13 protein-coding genes are annotated in these 17,534 nt (G+C 65.5%); 6 read left to right on the top strand and 7 right to left on the bottom strand.

The features are described 5' to 3' along the window. Positions 1-36: 36 nt before the first annotated feature. Positions 37-975: an ornithine cyclodeaminase family protein gene (locus E3T31_RS04745; RefSeq protein ID WP_134467717.1), complete on the bottom strand. Its 939-nt coding sequence runs from the start codon at positions 973-975 to the stop codon at positions 37-39. A 105-nt stretch (positions 976-1,080) separates the two neighbouring features. On the opposite strand from E3T31_RS04745, the gene E3T31_RS04740 reads away from it, so the two are divergent. Together E3T31_RS04740 and E3T31_RS18625 are read left to right on the top strand one after the other, a co-directional pair. Then, the gene (locus tag E3T31_RS04740; protein WP_134467716.1) at positions 1,081-2,805 is read left to right on the top strand and encodes an AMP-binding protein; all 1,725 of its coding nucleotides are present in this window, start codon (positions 1,081-1,083) and stop codon (positions 2,803-2,805) included. A gap of 168 nt (positions 2,806-2,973) precedes the next feature. Continuing rightward, on the top strand, positions 2,974-3,399 hold the full coding sequence (locus E3T31_RS18625; protein WP_370304291.1) for a pyruvate formate lyase family protein: 426 nt from the start codon (positions 2,974-2,976) through the stop codon (positions 3,397-3,399). Here the strand turns inward: E3T31_RS18625 and E3T31_RS04730 are convergent. Both E3T31_RS04730 and E3T31_RS04725 read right to left on the bottom strand, forming a co-directional pair. Further along, complete coding sequence (locus E3T31_RS04730) at positions 3,396-4,250, bottom strand: TIGR00645 family protein (protein WP_166788386.1); 855 nt, start codon at positions 4,248-4,250, stop codon at positions 3,396-3,398. The two genes, E3T31_RS18625 and E3T31_RS04730, sit on opposite strands and share 4 nt — an antisense overlap. 153 nt (positions 4,251-4,403) lie before the next feature. After that, complete coding sequence (locus E3T31_RS04725) at positions 4,404-5,135, bottom strand: BTAD domain-containing putative transcriptional regulator (protein ID WP_166788385.1); 732 nt, start codon at positions 5,133-5,135, stop codon at positions 4,404-4,406. Between the two features lie 273 nt (positions 5,136-5,408). Here E3T31_RS04725 and E3T31_RS04720 point away from each other — a divergent pair, with 273 nt between their 5' ends. Then, positions 5,409-6,266: a caspase family protein gene (locus E3T31_RS04720; RefSeq protein WP_134467714.1), complete on the top strand. Its 858-nt coding sequence runs from the start codon at positions 5,409-5,411 to the stop codon at positions 6,264-6,266. Positions 6,267-6,293: 27 nt separating this feature from the next. Here the strand turns inward: E3T31_RS04720 and E3T31_RS04715 are convergent, their stop codons facing one another. After that, on the bottom strand, positions 6,294-8,054 hold the full coding sequence (locus E3T31_RS04715) for a hypothetical protein (RefSeq protein ID WP_134467713.1): 1,761 nt from the start codon (positions 8,052-8,054) through the stop codon (positions 6,294-6,296). Between the two features lie 182 nt (positions 8,055-8,236). On the opposite strand from E3T31_RS04715, the gene E3T31_RS04710 reads away from it, so the two are divergent. Together E3T31_RS04710 and E3T31_RS04705 are read left to right on the top strand one after the other, a co-directional pair. Further along, positions 8,237-10,420, top strand: coding sequence for a caspase family protein (locus E3T31_RS04710; protein ID WP_206750306.1), 2,184 nt, complete (start codon positions 8,237-8,239; stop codon positions 10,418-10,420). A 184-nt stretch (positions 10,421-10,604) separates the two neighbouring features. Continuing rightward, on the top strand, positions 10,605-12,281 hold the full coding sequence (locus E3T31_RS04705) for a flotillin family protein (RefSeq protein WP_166788384.1): 1,677 nt from the start codon (positions 10,605-10,607) through the stop codon (positions 12,279-12,281). 126 nt (positions 12,282-12,407) lie between these two features. Here the strand turns inward: E3T31_RS04705 and E3T31_RS04700 are convergent, their stop codons facing one another. The 3 genes from E3T31_RS04700 to E3T31_RS04690 all read right to left on the bottom strand — a co-directional run bounded on the left by E3T31_RS04700 (position 12,408) and on the right by E3T31_RS04690 (position 15,062). After that, positions 12,408-13,034, bottom strand: coding sequence for a PKD domain-containing protein (locus E3T31_RS04700; RefSeq protein ID WP_134467710.1), 627 nt, complete (start codon positions 13,032-13,034; stop codon positions 12,408-12,410). Positions 13,035-13,285: 251 nt separating this feature from the next. Continuing rightward, a complete protein-coding gene (locus E3T31_RS04695; protein WP_134467709.1) occupies positions 13,286-13,882 on the bottom strand; it encodes a hypothetical protein in 597 nt (198 codons plus the stop codon). Between the two features lie 85 nt (positions 13,883-13,967). Next, complete coding sequence (locus E3T31_RS04690; protein ID WP_134467708.1) at positions 13,968-15,062, bottom strand: YbdK family carboxylate-amine ligase; 1,095 nt, start codon at positions 15,060-15,062, stop codon at positions 13,968-13,970. 175 nt (positions 15,063-15,237) lie between these two features. Here E3T31_RS04690 and E3T31_RS04685 point away from each other — a divergent pair. Continuing rightward, the coding region (locus E3T31_RS04685) for a transglycosylase domain-containing protein (RefSeq protein ID WP_134467707.1) at positions 15,238-17,534 on the top strand (2,297 nt) is incomplete at its 3' end.

Genomic DNA, 17,534 nt, shown 5'->3' with positions numbered 1-17,534 from the left:
ATAGGCCAACGCCCTGACCCGCGAACCACGGGCCCGCTACGCCTCCGAGCGCGCTCCTGCCCGGTAAACGGCGGTCGCAATGACGAGGTCTTCCCAGGACATCCCGGTGCTCTTGAAGACGCGCGGACTTTCCGCCGTGACGGCGACGGTTCCCATCACGATGTCACGCAGCGGCACGATCTCGTTCAGGGCGATGACACCCTCGGCCAGCGCGATGATAACGTCGCCGGCCTCCCGCTGCGCCGTGGCCAGGTCCTCGACGACGACCTGCGCGCGGGCGAGGAGCGCTGAGTCGAGCTCACGGGCATCCGTTTCGTGCGAACCGACGGCGACGACGCAGCAATCGGCGGGCACCAGGCTGCCGTCGAACAGCGGAGTACGCGCGGTGGTGGCGCAGACGATCAACTGGGCCGTTGCCACGTCAGCGGCCCTGCCGACCCGGGCCGGCAGGCCGCTGGCGGTCACCCGGGCGGCGAACAGCTCGGCGCGGGGCTGGTCTCGGGCCACGATCGTGACCCGGTCGATCGAGCGGATGGCCCGCATCGCCTCGATATGCCCCCAGGCCTGCGGCCCCGAACCGAACACCACCAGGTGTTCCACCGCGGCCGGAGCCAGGTAGTCGGCGGCCGCGGCCGACACGGCCGGGGTGCGCAGGGTTGTGATCGCGGCCCCGTCGAACAGCGCGATCGGCGTCAGCGTCGCCGCATCCAGCAAGAGATAGACGCCCTGAATGCGCTCCCGGCCGAGAGCAGGGTTGCCCGGCGCGACCGACGCGACTTTGATGCCGACGAACTCCGCGGCCTCGGTGGGCATGAGCAGCAGCTGGCCGTTCACGACGGGCAGCACCTGCCGGGCGAAATCCTGCGCCGGGTCGAGCCCGGTCGCAAGCGCGCTCTGCACGGCCCGCACGGCCGTGAGGTAATCGACCCGGTCGAAAATCTCGGTGGCGGAAATGAGGGGAGTTGCAGATGTCATCCCTCGCAGACTATCGCGCGGCTGGCCCGACCCCGCGGTCCTGTCAGAATGGACTATTGCCGTTTCGCTCGGGCAATAGCATCCGCCAGGAGGAGACAACGTCGCATGACCCATCAGGTGAGCACGAGCACATTCAACACGAGCACGTCCAACTACAAGGCAGCCCGCGACCAGTTGCTGGCGCTGCGCAACGATCATGCCCGTGCCGCGCAGGAGTTTGAATGGCCCGACGTGGGGGAGCACTTCAACTGGGCCACCGACTGGTTCGACGTGCTCGCACGCGGCAACGACAAAATCGCTTTGTGGATCGTCGAAGAAGACGGCAGCGAGCAGAAGTTCAGTTTCGCCGAGATGGCGCAACGCTCCGACCAGGTGGCCACCTGGCTGGCCCGGCAGGGCGTGCGGCAAGGCGACCACGTCATGCTCATGCTCGGCAACCAGCTCGAAATCTGGGAGGCGATGCTCGCCATTATGAAGGTCGGCGCGGTCATTATGCCGACCAGTGCCGTGCTCGCCGCTCATGACTTGACCGACCGGGTGCTTCGCGGCGGTGTCACCCAGGTGATCGCGAACTCGTCCGATGCAGCCAAGTTCGACGATGTTCCCGGCGACTACACCCGCATCAGCGTCGGCGCGCCGCGCCCCGGGTGGGCCGACTTCGCGGACGCCTACGCGCTCACCGCGGAACCCATCGCGACGGTCGTGGCATCCGGTGACCCATCGCTGATCTACTTCACCTCCGGTACGACGAGCAAGCCCAAAATGGTGCTGCACTCGCAGACCTCCTACCCGGTCGGCCACCTGTCGACCATGTACTGGCTGGGCCTTCGCCCCGGCGATGTGCACCTCGCCATCAGCTCGCCCGGCTGGGGCAAGCACGCCTGGAGCTGCTTCTTTGCCCCGTGGATCGCCGAGGCGACCGTATTCGTCTACAACTACTCCAAGTTCGCTCCCAGCGCCCTCATAGCCCAGCTGCATCGAGCGAAGGTCAGCACGTTTTGCGCGCCGCCGACGGTCTGGCGCATGCTCATTCAAGCGGATGTCGGCCCGCGGCCGGCCGCCCTGCGCGAGTTACTCTCCGCCGGGGAACCGCTTAACCCCGAGGTCATTCGGCAGATCGACAACGGCTGGAAACTGACCATCCGCGATGGCTTCGGCCAGACCGAGACCACCGCCATCGTCGGAAACGGTCCCGGATCGGTGCTGAAGGCCGGGTCGATGGGCCTGCCCCTGCCCGGCGTCTCGATCAAGCTGCTCGACCCGATCACCGAACTGCCCGCCGAGGAAGGTGAGATCTGCCTCGACCTGTCGACGAGCCCGGTCAACTTGATGACCGGCTACCACGGCGAACCCGACCTTACCGCGCACGCCATTCGCGGCGGTTTCTTTCACACCGGCGACGTCGCCACAGTCGATGCCGACGGCTACCTCACCTTTATCGGCCGCACCGACGACGTGTTCAAATCGAGCGATTACAAGGTGTCGCCGTTCGAGGTGGAGAGCGTGCTGCTCGAACACCCCGCGGTCGCCGAAGCCGCCGTGGTTCCCGCGCCCGATGCCACCCGGCTGAACATTCCCAAGGCGTACATCCACCTCGCCCCGGGCTGGGAGCCGACGGCCGAAACGGCCGAAGCCGTGCTTCTGCATGCCCGTACCGGCCTGCCCGCCTACATGCGGGTGCGCCGGGTGGAATTCTTCGAGCTGCCCAAGACCATCTCCGGCAAGATCCGCCGGGTCGAACTGCGCGAGCGCGAAGCCGACGCGGCCGAAGCCGGCACCCGGCTGCCGAATGAATGGCGCGACGACCAGTTTCCGGGGCTCACGCGCTAGGGGCATCCGCTCGAAAAATCTGTGAGAAAGTCGGGGCTTACGGCCCGAGACAGGGCCTGGCCCCCTCGCTAGACCCTCCTCCACAACCCGCGTACCACGACAACCGACGACACAGGCTGGGCTGGCTTCACCGCCGGGCCGTGGCAGCAGGGCAATGATGTTCGAGATTTGATCCAGCGCAACTACACGCCGTTCACCGGCGACGCGAGCTTTCTGACCGGCGCCACCGATCGCACACTGGCGCTCTGGGCCCGGCTGACGGAGATGTTCCCCCGGGAGCGCGCGCTCGGCATCTACGACGTCGACCCGACCACCCCGGCATCGATTACCGCGCCCGCCCCCGGCTACATCGACCAGTCGAGCGAGATCATTGTCGGTCTGCAAACGGATGCCCCGCTCAAGCGCGCCATTATGCCCTTCGGCGGCTGGCGCACACCCGGGTCGAGGTACTGCCCGTTCATCAGATGGGCGAGGACAAGTGGAATCGCCTGGCCATTCCGTATCCGCTGCACGGCGTGCTGCCGCCCGATTCCGCGCTGCAGGAGCGGGTGCGGGCCCAGTTCCGTGCCCGCGGCCTCACGACGTTCTAGCTAGAAGCGGGCGAGCAACTCCGTCTTTTTGGCGTGGAATTCGGCATCCGTCACCACGCCGGCCTCGCGCAGCTGACCGAGCTGGGAGAGGTGAAGGGCGATTCCGGTCCCTCCCGCAGGGTGGCCTTCGAGTTCGCGGCGCGCGGGCGCGGGGGCGAGGGCCGCGACCGGTTCCGGTGCCGGGCTGATCGGGTGCACCGCGGCCACCGCGGCGCCCGGTGCGTGACCGGACTGGGACATCCGGTCGATCCAGGCCAGTGCGATCGCCGAGAGAATGAACACCATGTGAATGATGACCTGCCACAGCACGCCGTCCCAGGTGTAGATATTGCCGGTGATGGTTTCGGTCGGGTTGTTATCGACGGGGGTGCCGCGCGCGGCCAGGTCGCCGACCTCAATGAAGGTCTTGAGCAGGTGGATCGACGAGATGCCGACGATGGCCATGGCGAGCTTGACCTTGAGCACGTTGGCATTGACGTGGGAGAGCCATTCCGGCTGGTCGGGGTGCCCTTCCAAACGGATGCGGGACACAAACGTCTCGTAGCCGCCGATAATGACCATGATCAGCAGGTTCGCGATCATGACGACGTCGATCAGGCCGAGCACCGAGAGCATGATCGCGGCTTCTTCGACGTGGATGCCGCCGTCGTCCCCTGGCACGGTCAGCGAGGTCCAGACGTCGCCGCCGAGGTTGATGAGCTCGACCATGAACACGATCACGTAGATGATCTGCGCGATGATGAGCCCGATATAAAGGGGCGCCTGCAGCCAGCGGCTGAAGAAGATCATCAGGCCGACGCTGCGCACCCAGCGAGACTGCGGGCGGAACGGGCGGGGGAACTCGGTTTCAGTCACCGGACGATCATAAACGAGGCCCGGGTGAGAACCACCTGTGTGCCGCAGATCCTGTGGAGGTACGCTGACGAGTTGATGAATCCGGCCACGATGGTCGTGCGCCAGCACTGTGCCGTCCGCTCCCCGGCCAGTGTGCGGGCATCGACGGAACGATCAGGAAGGTCGCAGCGAACGCTCAAAAACTCTGCGGCCGGTGGGCAGGCCTCCGGACAGATCGGTCGGCTCCAGTCCGAGCAGCGCGGCGAAATGGGCGGATGGCTCGACGCCGAGCTCACGGCCCAGATTGGCGCGAAAACTGCGGTAAACCTGCACCGCAGAGGCATAGTTGTCTTCGGCGAGATGGCAGCGCACGAGCAGATGCTGGGTGCTCTCCCGCAACGGATCGACAACCGCAGCGGCACGGGCCGCGCCCAGGGCGCGACTGAAACTGCCGGCCAGCAGATGGGAGCGGGCCAGGGACTCCAAGGCGTCCACCCTCTGATTGAGCAGATGGTCCTGCTGTTCCAGCACCCATTCCTCGTACCAGCCCGGCAACAGGTAGGCCTCCTGCAATACATCGACGGATTCCGGCGGCACCGGCAACCCGCCGGTCAGGGTGATCTCGGTGATCAAATCGCGTACCTCGCGCAGATCCACACGCACCGCCGCGTCGAGCTGCAGCGGATCGGTTGCGCGGAGCAATCGGGGGAGTTCGTGCGAAATACGAAATACGCTCGCTCGCAGGTTGCCGGCCGACTGACGCTCGGAGCTATCCGGCCAGAGCAGCGCGGCCAGCACGTGCCGCGGTTGGGTGTGCAACACGGCGAGGGCCGCGAGCAGCCGCTGCTGGCGGGCACCGACCTCGACTGGCACGCCGCTGTAGCGCAACTGCCAGTAGCCCAGCACGCGAAGATCCCAGCCCGGTGTCACTGAAAATCCCATGAGTGCTCGATCCGCGAAAAAGTACAAAGCCGACCCGCAACCTCAGGCGAGATCCGCTACCGCCCAGAATGGCCAGCCCCGGGGCGGTTGTCAATGCCGTGTGCGCGCCAAAAAGTGGATGCTCCGCCACCGCCAACGCGTACCCCCGACAGCTGGCAGTAACCAGCCAGTAACGCTGGGATTTGTACAGTTGGCCTGCGGTATCCGTTGGCAATCGGCCCTTTTGATCGGATCGTCATGAAGCAATTGGCACTCTGCGTGGGCATCAATCGGTTCGAGAACCTGCCGATGAGCAGTTGGCTGAACGGCTGCGTCAACGATGCCGAAGACGTCAGTGCATTGCTCGGGAGCGCCTTCGGATTTGCCGACTCAAGTATCACCCTGCTGACCGACCAGGCCGCGACCCGGGATGCGGTTTACGGAACGCTGGTCGAGGCGCTCGACCGGGCGAATACCCCGGGGGAGCACCTGGAGCGCATTCTGTTCACCATGTCGAGCCACGGCACGCAGGTGGCCGACACCGATAACGAAGAGCCTGACGGCGTCGACGAGGCCTTCGCCACCTGTGACCTGCGTCAGGTCGGCACCCAATGGGACCTCGAATCGCTCATCGTCGACGACGAACTGCACACCTTGTTTTCCCGGTTGCCCGAGGGGGTGCTGCTCGACGTGATTTTCGACAGCTGCCATAGCGGCAGCGGCCTGCGGGCGATGGACCAACTCCTCCTATCGGATGACCGTCGTCCACGCTTCGTGCCCCCACCGACACCGCTAGGCCGGGACGGCACAGCGGTCGCGGGCGCGAACACCCGCACGCTGCGCGATCTGGTGCGTACCTCGTCGGCCGTTGCGAAGCCCGTGTTGCTGGCCGCATGCCAGGCCGACCAGGAAGCGACCGACGCGAACTTTGACGGTCGGTACAACGGCGCGTTCACGCATTTTCTGCTCGAGGAGCTGCGCAGCGAGGCCGGCGCCAGTCGCGCCGACGTCGTCAAGCGCGTCAACAAGAAGTTGCGCGCCCGTAAGTTCGAACAGATCGCGCAGCTCGAGGCACCCGACCTCGGCAAAACAACGGCGTGGGGCAGCGCGTTCTGAACGCCGCGCTCGTGCGCAGAAGACCGGTCAGGGGTGAAAGGTCGGCCGACGCAGTTCGGCTACGCCTGGTGCCGGGGTAGCGGGCGCGGCGGCGGGTGGCGGTGCGGGCGGCGGCGCGGCAGCCGCTTTCAGCGCCGGGCGAGCGAGGGCGTGCGCGGCGAGTTTAGCCCGCTGCCGATCCAGGTCGAGAATCGGCTTGAGTGCGGCGAAGCTCAGACGACCACCCTCGTCGAAGCGCAGTTGCCCGCCACCGCGAATGAAAACATTCGCCTGGGTGGTCAGCCCGAATCTGCGCGCTTCAGCGACGGTGAACGTGAATTCCTGGGTGAAGGTGGCACCGATCTCCGACACCACGAAGCCGTCGGGCCCAACCCGAAGTGTCGGCCGCACCCGTTCCACTGAAATGGGGCGAGTGGGGTCGATCTTCGCCGCCTCCAGCAATTTCGGGTTCTCCCAGAGAAAACGTACGATCTCTTCCGGGTCGGAGCTGAGGGCGGCCAGCCGAATCGGGTAACGCAGTCCGGTGAAGGTCGCAACGCCCGAAAGGTCGTGGTTCGGGGGCAATTTGATGCCGAGCTCGGCGAATGCTTCGGTGACGACGGGACGATACTCCAGGTCGTCGTCGGGCACGACCGCCATGTCGGCGGCGAGGATTCCGCCCAGCAGGTCTTCCCAGGTCACATCCACCGGTGCCATGTAGCCCAGGCTGCGGATGAGCATGCCCAAGACCTGACGGCCAACGTCTGCGCCGGCGCGGGCGATCTGGTACAGGCTCGAGCGGCCTCCGGGCAAGTCGAGCCGCTTCAGCCAGAGTCGCACCACCACGCGCAGCAGTACCTGCACGATCGCGCCGCCGCGAGCGTGCGGGTCGCGCAGGGTGCGCCAGTCGGGCGGACTGTCCTCGCTCAGGGACGATCGAACGGTTCCGCGTTTGAAGAGCTCATCGCCCAAACTGAACAGGTCGCTCCGAAGCACATCCTCGCTGAGGGTATCGAGGTTGAGGGTGTCACCGCCGGACGACGTCAACATTTGTTCGACCAGGGTGCGGGTGGAAAACACGGACAGCAGCGCCACGAGGTCGGCGAACGTTTCATGCAGGGCGAGTTGGTCGGGCTCGGCCTTGGCATCCGCCCATTTCGGCCGGTAGCCATCGACGATGGCGTGGGTCACCTCGTGGGCCACCAGATCGCGAAAGAGGGCCAGCGGCACGGCTTTGCTCGTACGACTGTCACGTTTATGCCCGAATCGAATTAGACCCAGGTCGCGGTAGTAGCCGGATTGTCGGTACGACACCGGATCGTAAGCGCTGATGGTCAACCGTCCGCCACCGACCCAGCCCATCCTCCGGCCGAGTGTTGACTCAAACAGAGCGAGAGTGGATGCCGCCACCGCGTACACCTGCTGCGCCAGGAATCGGCTGTCCTCCAGCAGGGCCGCCAGATCATCGGGCGGTTTCTCGTCGACGATCATCCACGGCGGGGTCGGGGAGCCGATGTCGAGACTGAACGGCTTCTGACGAGGCTTTCGCACGATCACGTCGAACCGGGCGCTGCGCGGCCCCGGGCCGATGCGTTCGACCGGAACCCGCAGCGTGGTCGTGAGCAGCGGCGCGGGTTCGCCCGGGGGCGGATTCGGTGGGACCGTGGTGAACGGCCCCTCGGCCAGAACGGTCAGGCTGACCTGCAGACCACCCTGCCCGGCGTCGCTCAGCCCGGGATCGCTCAGCCCTGGATCGCTCGGTTGCGCGAGCGACGCGTCAGCAGACTCGGGGTCGGTACCAGTTGTCATGGCGGCCCCCACAGCATCCGTTTCTGAGTGCAATATGCAACCGCCGGCGTGGTTTGTCAAGGCTTCGGGCGAAGTAACGCAGCAGTAACGCTGGAGCGACATAATCGCAACGCCCCACCCCTGTTCCAGCATGAATTAGATGACATGAACTGAATGAGAGGAACGGTGCCATGCCCGAACCGATGCCCCCCACCACACGGCAGCCGCCGCTGTCTCCAAGTGAGCTCGACCGCCTTCGCCCGCACGTGGTCAACCTCAGCGGCGGCAAATTCTCATCGAGTGGAGTGTTCCAGACCAGTAAAAAGGATGTCAACGCCGTCTTTGCGACGCATCTGCCGGCCTTTGTGGCCGAGCATGGCGGCGTCGTACCCGTTGTGTTCTACGCCCACGGCGGGCTGGTCGGCGAGCAGTCCGGGCTGCGGATCGCTGCCACCCAGGTGGAGTGGTGGAAGTCCAACGGCGTGTATCCCATTCACTTCGTCTGGGAGACCGGCCTGGCCGGGGCCATCGCTGGTGCGGTGGGGGACTGGGCGCAGGGTCGTCGCGGCTGGCTCGACGAAGCCAAGGACCGCGTGCTTGAACTCGCGGCCCGATTCGGCCAGGGGCAGGCGATCTGGGGGCAGATGAAGCGCGCGGCCGAGGCTGCATCGGCCGGGGACGGCGGCGCCCGCTACGTCGCTGAAGCACTCGGCGCGTACTGCACCGCCCACCCCGACACGATCAGCGTGCACGCCGTTGGGCACAGTGCCGGATCAATCTTTCATTCCTTCTTTATTCCCGCCGCTTTGAAGGCCGGGGTGCCGGCCTTCGACACGCTCAGCCTGCTGGCTCCGGCCGTGCGCACCGATGTGTTCGAGAAGCAACTCGTGCCTCTGTGCGGCCAGGAGGTGAAGTTGCTCGCGCTGTTCACCATGACCGAAAAGCTCGAGCGCGCTGACACTTGCCTCGGCGCCTACGGAAAGTCCCTGCTCTACCTGGTGCGGGCGTCGTTTGAGCCCGAAGAATTTTCGCCCGTTCTGGGCCTCGAGGAGTGCCTCCGCGCCGACCCGGTGCTCAGCCGACTGTTCGGGCTGTCCGGCGCGAGCGGAGGCATCGCTGACATCATCTGGTCGAAAGCAACGGGCGGCCCCTTGACCAACCGCAGCACCTCGACCAGCCATGGCGGGTTCGACACCGACATCCCGACCATGGACAGCGTCGCGCGCCGGGTCACCGGCAGCTCGCGCATCCAGTCATTCCCGATCACCCGCTCCCGTGGCGACGAGCTCTGGCCGGTACCGGGCCCGGCCACGCCCCGGCGGGCCGGAACCCACCACGCACTCTGTGTCGGTATCAACGCGTATCCCGGCGGCGATGCCCTCTACGGCTGCGTAGCGGATGCCGAGGCCTGGGCAGCGCAGCTCACCGCGGCTGGTTTCGCGGTACGCACACTGCTCGACGCGGAGGCGACCCGGCAGAATATCCTGCTGGAACTGCTCGACCTGGTGGCGAGCAGCGTCGCGGGCGATGTGCTGGTCTTTCAGTACGCCGGGCACGGCACCTACGTGGACGACCTTGACGGTGACGAGGCGGAGTCCGGCAACGAGGAGAAGAAGTACGACGAAGCGCTCTGCCCGATTGACTTTCGCGAGGGCAATTTGATCATCGACGACGACCTCGGAGAGATCTTCGACCAGCTGCCCGACGGCGTGAGCCTCACCGCCTTCTTCGATTCCTGTCACTCGGGGGACGGCCAACGCCGGTTGCAACTGCTGCCGGTCGATGTGGAGGACCTGAGTACGGCATCCGCTCCCCATGGGCGTCGGGCGCGGTACGTCATTCCTGACAAGGAGACCAGCGAGAAATACCGGGCCAAGCGCGGGGCTCCCGCCCGGGCCGGCAAGCGGGCCTTGGCGCGGGAAGTGCTGTTCAGCGCCTGTAAACCGACCGAGGTGGCGTACGAGACGGGCGGTCACGGCGATTTCACCGTGGCAGCCAGCCTGCTCGTGGTGCCGAGTGCAAATCGGCTGACCAACGGCGAGTTCCTGGCGAAGATCCGGGAGGCATTTTCGAGTCAGCCGCGACAGAACCCCGACTTCAACGGGCCGCGGGCCGCGAAATCACGGGTCTTCCTGGCGCCGCTGGTGGCTGCCGCAGCGGAACCGACTGATCGGCCGCCCGGCACCGCATCTGGCACGATCCCCGCCGCGATAACGGCGCTGCTCGACCCGGCCGCAAGCCCCGGGGGCGGGACCGACGCGCTCGCGGCATCCGCTGGTACCGCCGGCTCGGCTAGCGTCGCTGCCAGTCGCGAAGCGGATGCTTTGGATCGCGCCCGCGCGGCCGCCGCGTTCCTGCGCGCTGCCGCCGACTTCATCGACGGGTAGCGGCCTGTCGGTGACTCCGAAAGACGGTGGGTGCCGTTGACGACGTGACCGACGGCATCCGCTTATTGTCGACATCTTTCGCATCCATCGCTGTGGCCTGCGACACTGGAGGAACAGCTCTGCGCCGAGGTCGTCGGACCGAATCGCGGAAACGATGTACGCGCCGGCTCCTCGGAAGGACCCCATGCTCGATTTTCTGTTCAGCCCGATCCCCGGGATCATTTTCACGATTGTCGTGGTTCTGCTTATCGGCCTGATTTACGCCAAGACGATCTATAAGAACGCGGGGCCCGACGAAGCCCTGATCATCACCGGCAAGAAGAGCCGAAAGACCATCGTCGATGGCGCCACGCTCGAGGAATCCGGCCAGCGGGTCGTGCATGGCCAGGGTGTGTTCATTACACCGTTCTTCCAGAAGGCGTTCAAGATCAGCCTGCGCAGCCGGGCGATTGAGATCACGGCCGTCGCGCAGGACCGCAACGGCATCACGCTCTCCGTCGAGGCCGTCGCCATCGTCAAGGTCGGCGACGACCCCGCTGCGATTCGCGCCGCCGCCCAGCGATTTCTTGGGCAGGACAAGAACATCGACGGCTTCGCGCAGGAGGTGCTGAGCGGTTCGCTGCGTTCGTCGATCGGTGCGACCGACGTCATGACCGTTATTCAGAAGCGCGATGAGCTCGGTTCCTCGGTGCTCGCCACGGCTCGCGAATCACTCGCCAACCAGGGCCTCGACGTTGACTCCTTCGAGATCAAGGGCATCACCGATGAGAACGACTACATTCGCGACATCGGTCGTGCCGAGCAGGCGAAGGTGCGTCGCCAGGCCGAGGTGGCCGAGCACGTTGCGAACCGCGAGTCGCAGGAAGCCCTGATTACCGCCGAGCAGGCCATCGCGGAAGCGCAGAATACGCTCGCGCTGCGTAAGGCCGCGCTGCAGCTTGACACCGACAAGGCGTCCGCCGAGGCCGCCGCGTCGAAGCCGCTCGCCGAGGCGAAGGCGCAGCAGGCCATCGTGCAGGAGCAGGAACTGACCGCCCAGCGCCGGGCCAGCCTGCGCAAGGCCGAGCTCGAGTCCGAGGTCAACGCGATCGCCGACGCCGACGCCTACCGCATCCGGGTCACCGCGATCGCGGCCGCCGAGGCATCCGTTGCCAAGGCCACCGCCGATCGCGACAGCCGTGTCGCCAACGCCGACGCTACCCGCGCGGAGGGCCAGGCCGAGGCCGACGCCATTCTCGCCCGAGGAACCGCAGAAGCGACGGCCACGCGCCTCTCCGCCGAGGCCGTCGCCCAGCAGTCCGAGGCGCTTATTCAGCTGCGCCTGATCGAAATGCTCCCGCAGATCGCGCACGAACTGGCCGCACCGATGGGTAACATCGACCAGCTCACTGTCATCTCAACGGATGGCGCCAGCCAACTCTCCAAGAACGTCGCGTCCGGCTTCAGCGAGGTCGACGCCGTGCTCGGCTCCACCATGGGAATCGGCATCAAGGACCTGCTCGGTGGGCTCCTTGGCGGCACTGCGGGAGCCGCTTTGCGGAAGGCGACGCCCAGCCACAGCGGCGCATCCGCGTCGACCGCTGGTGCTGCGCCGACTCACTCGAGCGCAACCGGCGCTGCGTCACAGCAGTCCGGGGCGGCGCCAACGTCGGCGTCGGCCGCCGCTGCGCCTTCGTCAACGTCGGTGGCCTCGTCCGCAGCGACGGCTGCCGCAGCGGCGCGATCCGCAGCCCAAACATCCGTTTCGCAGTCGATCGACGGCGTTGATTTCGATGCTGTCGCCGACGAAGCTGCTGCCGCAATTGCCCGTGCGGCGGCGGCCCGGTTGCCCAAGAAAGCTGGGGATCGTCTGCTGCCCTAGTGCACCGATCGCCGCAACCCCGGTGCAGCTGGCTCCCGAAGACTGTAACAGTGTCTGGACAGCGCCCGGGGGCGCGGGGTCACCTGCCCCGTATTCTCCGGCACCGAAGTGCGACCCCCGACCTCGTCAGCAGCCGGGGCCGTGGGGGTTGGCGAGGCAGTCTTCGGCGACGAGTACGGTGGTTTCGTTTGCGGCCATGACGGTGAATGGGGCTGAGGGTATGGTGATGGTGCCGTCGACGGGGCGCCAGCCTTGGTCGCCGAAGCTGTAGTCGGCGTGGTATTCGATGGTGAGGACGACGGAGTAGGTGCCCTTGGCCGTGTACTTATGGCTGGTGTCGGTGGTGGTGAATTCAGGAAGTCCGAGGGCTTCCCAGCTGGCGCCGCCGATCGGGGAGGTGGCGGTGTTTCCGTCGCCGAAGTCCCAGTGGTAGCCGATCGGGGTGAACTTGACCTGCGCGGGTTGGCCGAGGAGGAGACCTTCGCTGATTTGAGTGGATGCGCCGGTCCAGAAGTTGGCGGCGAGTCCGACGATGGCCCAGCCGTTGGGTTCCATGCCTGTTGGAGCGATCGGCGCGGGGAAGTTCCGCAGGTCGGAGATGCGGACGATGGTCGCGGTGGAGCAGAGTGGGCAGGCTGCAGTGGGTGCGGCGATGGTGGGTAGGAACTGGGGGTGTCGTTCCACCATGTCGCTGAGGCCGCCGGTGTTGCAGGGAACCCATTGGCTGGGTTCCGTCGTCGATTTGTGGCTCACGCACATGGCCGGTCGTACCAGGCTGCCCGCCGAGCCGCCGCCGCCGGACCCAGTGGCCTTCCCCGTGCCGTCCGAAGTTGCAGACCCTTCGGCGAATACATCGACGCCGTGGCCATTGTTGAGTCCGCCCGAGACCAGCTCGGGGGGACATTTTCTCGTTTGAATCTCGCGCCTGGAGCAAGTCACGACATCCGCAAACGAGGGAGAAATTGGAATAGTACTGAGAGCCAGAATGGATAAAATTCCGAAAGCTAGCAGAAATTTGAACCGGACCATACTGTCGACTCCGAAATCTGTAGTTGTTGGGAATCTTTCTGTGGTGTGACAAACCGGACCACCATCGGCCATCGCTGGGGGCCGGTATCAGCCACTTGCTGTCCATCCGCTTCGATCATCGAACTGTTCGTGATGTCGAAGCAGACGTAAGTGCGAACCTCCCAAGTCCCGTCGTCGAGGGCCGACGATGTCTGGACAGTCATGGAGTCGAAAGTCGTACTGCCTGTAATTGAACGGCCCCTTTCCTCCAGTCTTGTCTGTGAAGAAACCTCTCCGTCTCGCTCGGTCCCTGTTGTCATGGCCAGGTACTTGTTCCAGGAGTCGGACCCAATTTCGCCAGCGACATCGCCCGCCGACAGGTAAGCCGAGTACGTTGCCTCGGCGGCAGCGAGAGCTTCCTCGTCCGAGGCGAAGACCGGGGGTGTCGCGGTGGGTTCGGCTGCCGCAGACGGCGCGGAGCTGTCGGTCGGGGCGGGAGTGGCCATGCATCCGCTCAGCAGACCGATGGAGACCAGCAGGACAGCGCTCGGCACGACGGCGTGCAGGGGACGGCGACGTAACGGGTTTCGCATGGGGTCACAGTAGACCGGATTGCTACAATCCCGTTTAAGTTCTCCACAGGCTGGTTTCAGGCCTCAAATAACGGTAGAGCTTTGGTCAGTCGTGCGCGGTCAGCGCGTGCTCGAGCAAAGCGGCGAGGGCCGGCTGGCCTCCGGCGCGCATGGCGGCGCGCTGACGCTCTGCCCCGGTTCCCAGTCGCCGCGTGCGGGCCAGCAGGGTCTGGATGCGGTCGCGATTGCCGACCTCATCGATGGCGTCGCCGCAGTAGTGCAGCAGGGCATCCGTCACGGCGGTCGAACCCTCCAGGGTGCCAGACACGGGATTCAACAGGTTCGACTCCACGCCTTCGCGGGCAGCGTGCCAGAGCCCGGCATCGAGCAGTTCCGGCGCGATGTCGATGGGGGCGACATCCGTTTCGCTGTCGCGCAGGGCGGTCGTGACGAGCGCACGGGTCAGGGCGGCGAGCAGCAGGGTCGACGGCGCATCGAGCTGGGCGTCGCAGACGCGAATCTCCATGGTCGGATGTTCCAGGGGCAGCCGCGCATTCCACCAGATCGTGCGCAGGTCGTAGGTACCGCCGACGCCGACGAGCTGGCGAATCCGGCGGTCGTAATCGGCGGCATCCGTGAAGAGCGGCGGGCAGCCGATGGTGGACCAGCGGCGCATGTGCACGCTGCGCCAGCTCGAAAACCCGGTGTCCGCGCCGCGCCAGAACGGCGAATTCACCGCAAGGGCGAGCAGCGTGGGCAGCCAGACGCGCACCCGATTGAGTGCCTGTACACCGGCCTCGCGGTTCGGAATGCCGACGTGCACGTGCAGCCCGTTGATGAGGTGATCGGGTACGAGCCCCCGAAATTCGCTCTCGACCGTGTGGTACCGCTCGACATCGGTCACTTCCGGCCAGCCCTCGGTCTGGAACGGCGCTCCGACACCGGCGGCCAGGACCCCACGGCTGAGGGCGGCCCGCGCCAGCCGCGACCGAAATGCCAGCAGATCAGCGGATGCCTCTTCGAAGCGTTCAAAGACCGGCGTCGACCGCTCGATCTGCGAGGCCAAAAACTCGTGGCTGACGAACCGGGAAATCGGAGCGCGGCCGAGAAGTTCCGCGTGCACCGCGTCGCCCACGTTTGCTGGCTGAAGCGTCGCCGGTTTGAGAAAGATGAATTCCTCTTCAATGCCGAACGTTCGCATGCATCACCTCCAGCACCTTTACCGGATAGTACCGGCAAACCGGAATCAAGCCGATACATTTTCGTAACGGACTGTTGACCATCTGATCACCCGCATTTGACTAGCATGACCTTGACTCGCGATCCAATGCGCAGGCGTTGGCTCTCGCACTGGATGGCATCAGCTGGGAGTAAACGTGGTGCAGGTCACTCAGGTTCCAAGCAATTCAGCTCTGTCCCGTCGGCGCACACTGCACGGCGCGCTCGGTGGCCTGTTCGGTTTCGTGGCCATGAGCGTCGCGGCCGGTGTGCTCGTCACCGCATCGGTGACCCCGGTGGTTGCGCTCTCGGGCCTGGCCGCGACGAACACGATCTCGGTGTTCGAGAACCTGCCCGACTACGTGAATATCGAGCCGCTGTCCCAGAAGAGCGACATCCTGGCGACGCGCAGCGACGGAACCGTCGAACTCCTCGCCTCCTTCTATGACCAAAATCGCATCGAGGTGAGTTGGGATGCGATCAGCCAATTCGCCAAGGACGCTGCGGTGTCGGGGGAGGATCCCCGGTTCTATGAGCATGGCGGGGTCGACCTGCAGGGCACGTTGCGGGCCACAGCGACGACGGTGGCCGGCGGAGACACGCAGGGCGGGTCATCCATTACGCAGCAATACGTGAAGAACGTGCTGGTGCAGAAGTGTGAGCTTCTCACCGACCAGCGCGCGCACGACGCCTGCTACACCGCAGCGACCGAGACCACCCCCGACCGCAAACTCAAGGAGATGCGGCTGGCCATCGGGGTGGAGAAGAAGTACAGCAAGCACGACATTCTGCGCCAGTATTTCAACATCACCGGATTCGGCGGCACCGTTTATGGAATCGAGGCCGCCGCCAACTACTATTTCAACACGACGGCTGCCTTACTCACCCTGCCGCAGGCGGCCAGCCTGGTGGCAATCGTGAACAACCCGGTCAAGTTTCAGCTCGACCAGCCCGCGAGCGAGACCAACGGTGCTGCCAACGGATATGCCGCGAACAAACAACGTCGCGACTACATCTTGCGTGAAATGCTGCGCTACAAGAAGCTCAGTCGGGCCGATTTCGACACCGCGATCGCCGCGCCGGTCGAACCGATCATCACCGAACCAAGTACCGGCTGCCAGACCGCAGTGGGCAATGCCTTCTTCTGCGATTATGTGACCAAGATTCTTCAGACCGACCCCACCTTCGGCGCCGATGCGGCCACGCGCATGCTCAACTTTCGCCGGGGCGGCTACGACGTCTACACGACCCTAGACCTCGACGTGCAGAACGCGGCCGTGACCACCATGAACCAGCAGGTTCCCAAGGTCTATGCCGGTGGCGATGTCGGCGCGATCATCACGAGCGTGCAGGTCGGCACCGGGCGGGTGCTCGCCATGACGCAGAACAAGGACTACAGCCAGGACCCGGCCGTGCAGGCGACCGGGGCCAACTACACCGGCATCAACTACGCCACCGACTATGCCGAAGGCGGCTCGAGCGGGTTCCAACCCGGATCGACCTACAAGGTCTTCACCCTGGCCGAGTGGCTCAAGGAAGGCCACTCCCTCAACGAACGGGTCGACTCCCGGCGCAAATCCAACTGGGGCACCTTCCAGGACAGCTGCTTCGGCCCGCAGAATTACGACAAGGAGAAACCACCCTGGAACCCGCGCAATGATGCCAACGAATCCGGCGCCAACTACAGTGCGCTGCAGGCCACCGTCGGCTCGATCAACACCGGCTTCATCGGAATGGCCAAGCGGCTCGACCTCTGCGGCATTCGTCAGACGGCTGAGGCATTCGGGGTACACCGAGCCGACGGCAACCCGCTGTCTCAGTCTGCGGCATCCGTTATCGGAACCAATGAGATCGCGCCGCTAACCATGGCCGTGGCCTTCGCCGGCATCGCCAACAAGGGAGTGACCTGCTCGCCGATCGCCATTGACCGCATCGTCGGGCCTGGCGGGGTCGAGATTCCGGTGCCGCCGTCGGTCTGCACGCAATCGGTGGATTCAACGGTCGCCGCCGGCATGGCCTACGCCATGCGGCGGGTCATGACCGGGGGTACCGGACAACAATCCAACTCGAATACGAAACCGAATGTGCCGATGATCGGCAAGACCGGAACGACGGATGGCGCTAAAGATACCTGGATGAGCGGTGCGAGTACCAAGGTAGCGACCGTGGTCGCGGTGGTCAGCCTCACCGGGACGCTCAGTCAGCGGCGGCAATTCTTCGGGAGAGACCAGATTGCAACGGCACGGCACCGCATGTGGCCGGTCGTAATGTCGGTCGTCAACGCCAAGTATGGTGGTGACGCCTTCGAGGAGCTCGCGCCCAAGTACATTCCGCCGCCCGTGGTCGTGGCTCCGCGGGGCGCGCCCGCCCGCCCCGCCCCGCAGACCCCGCCCGTGGAGCCTGCTCCGCCGGCCCCGCCCGTGGAGCCGGCCCCGCCCGTGGAGCCGGCCCCGCC

Origin of the sequence: Cryobacterium sp. TMS1-13-1, assembly GCF_004403125.1 — a bacterium.
GTDB classification, from domain to species: domain Bacteria; phylum Actinomycetota; class Actinomycetes; order Actinomycetales; family Microbacteriaceae; genus Cryobacterium; species Cryobacterium levicorallinum.
The sequence above is the reverse complement of the archived record's forward strand: the minus strand, read 5'-3'. Positions and strand labels throughout refer to the sequence as shown.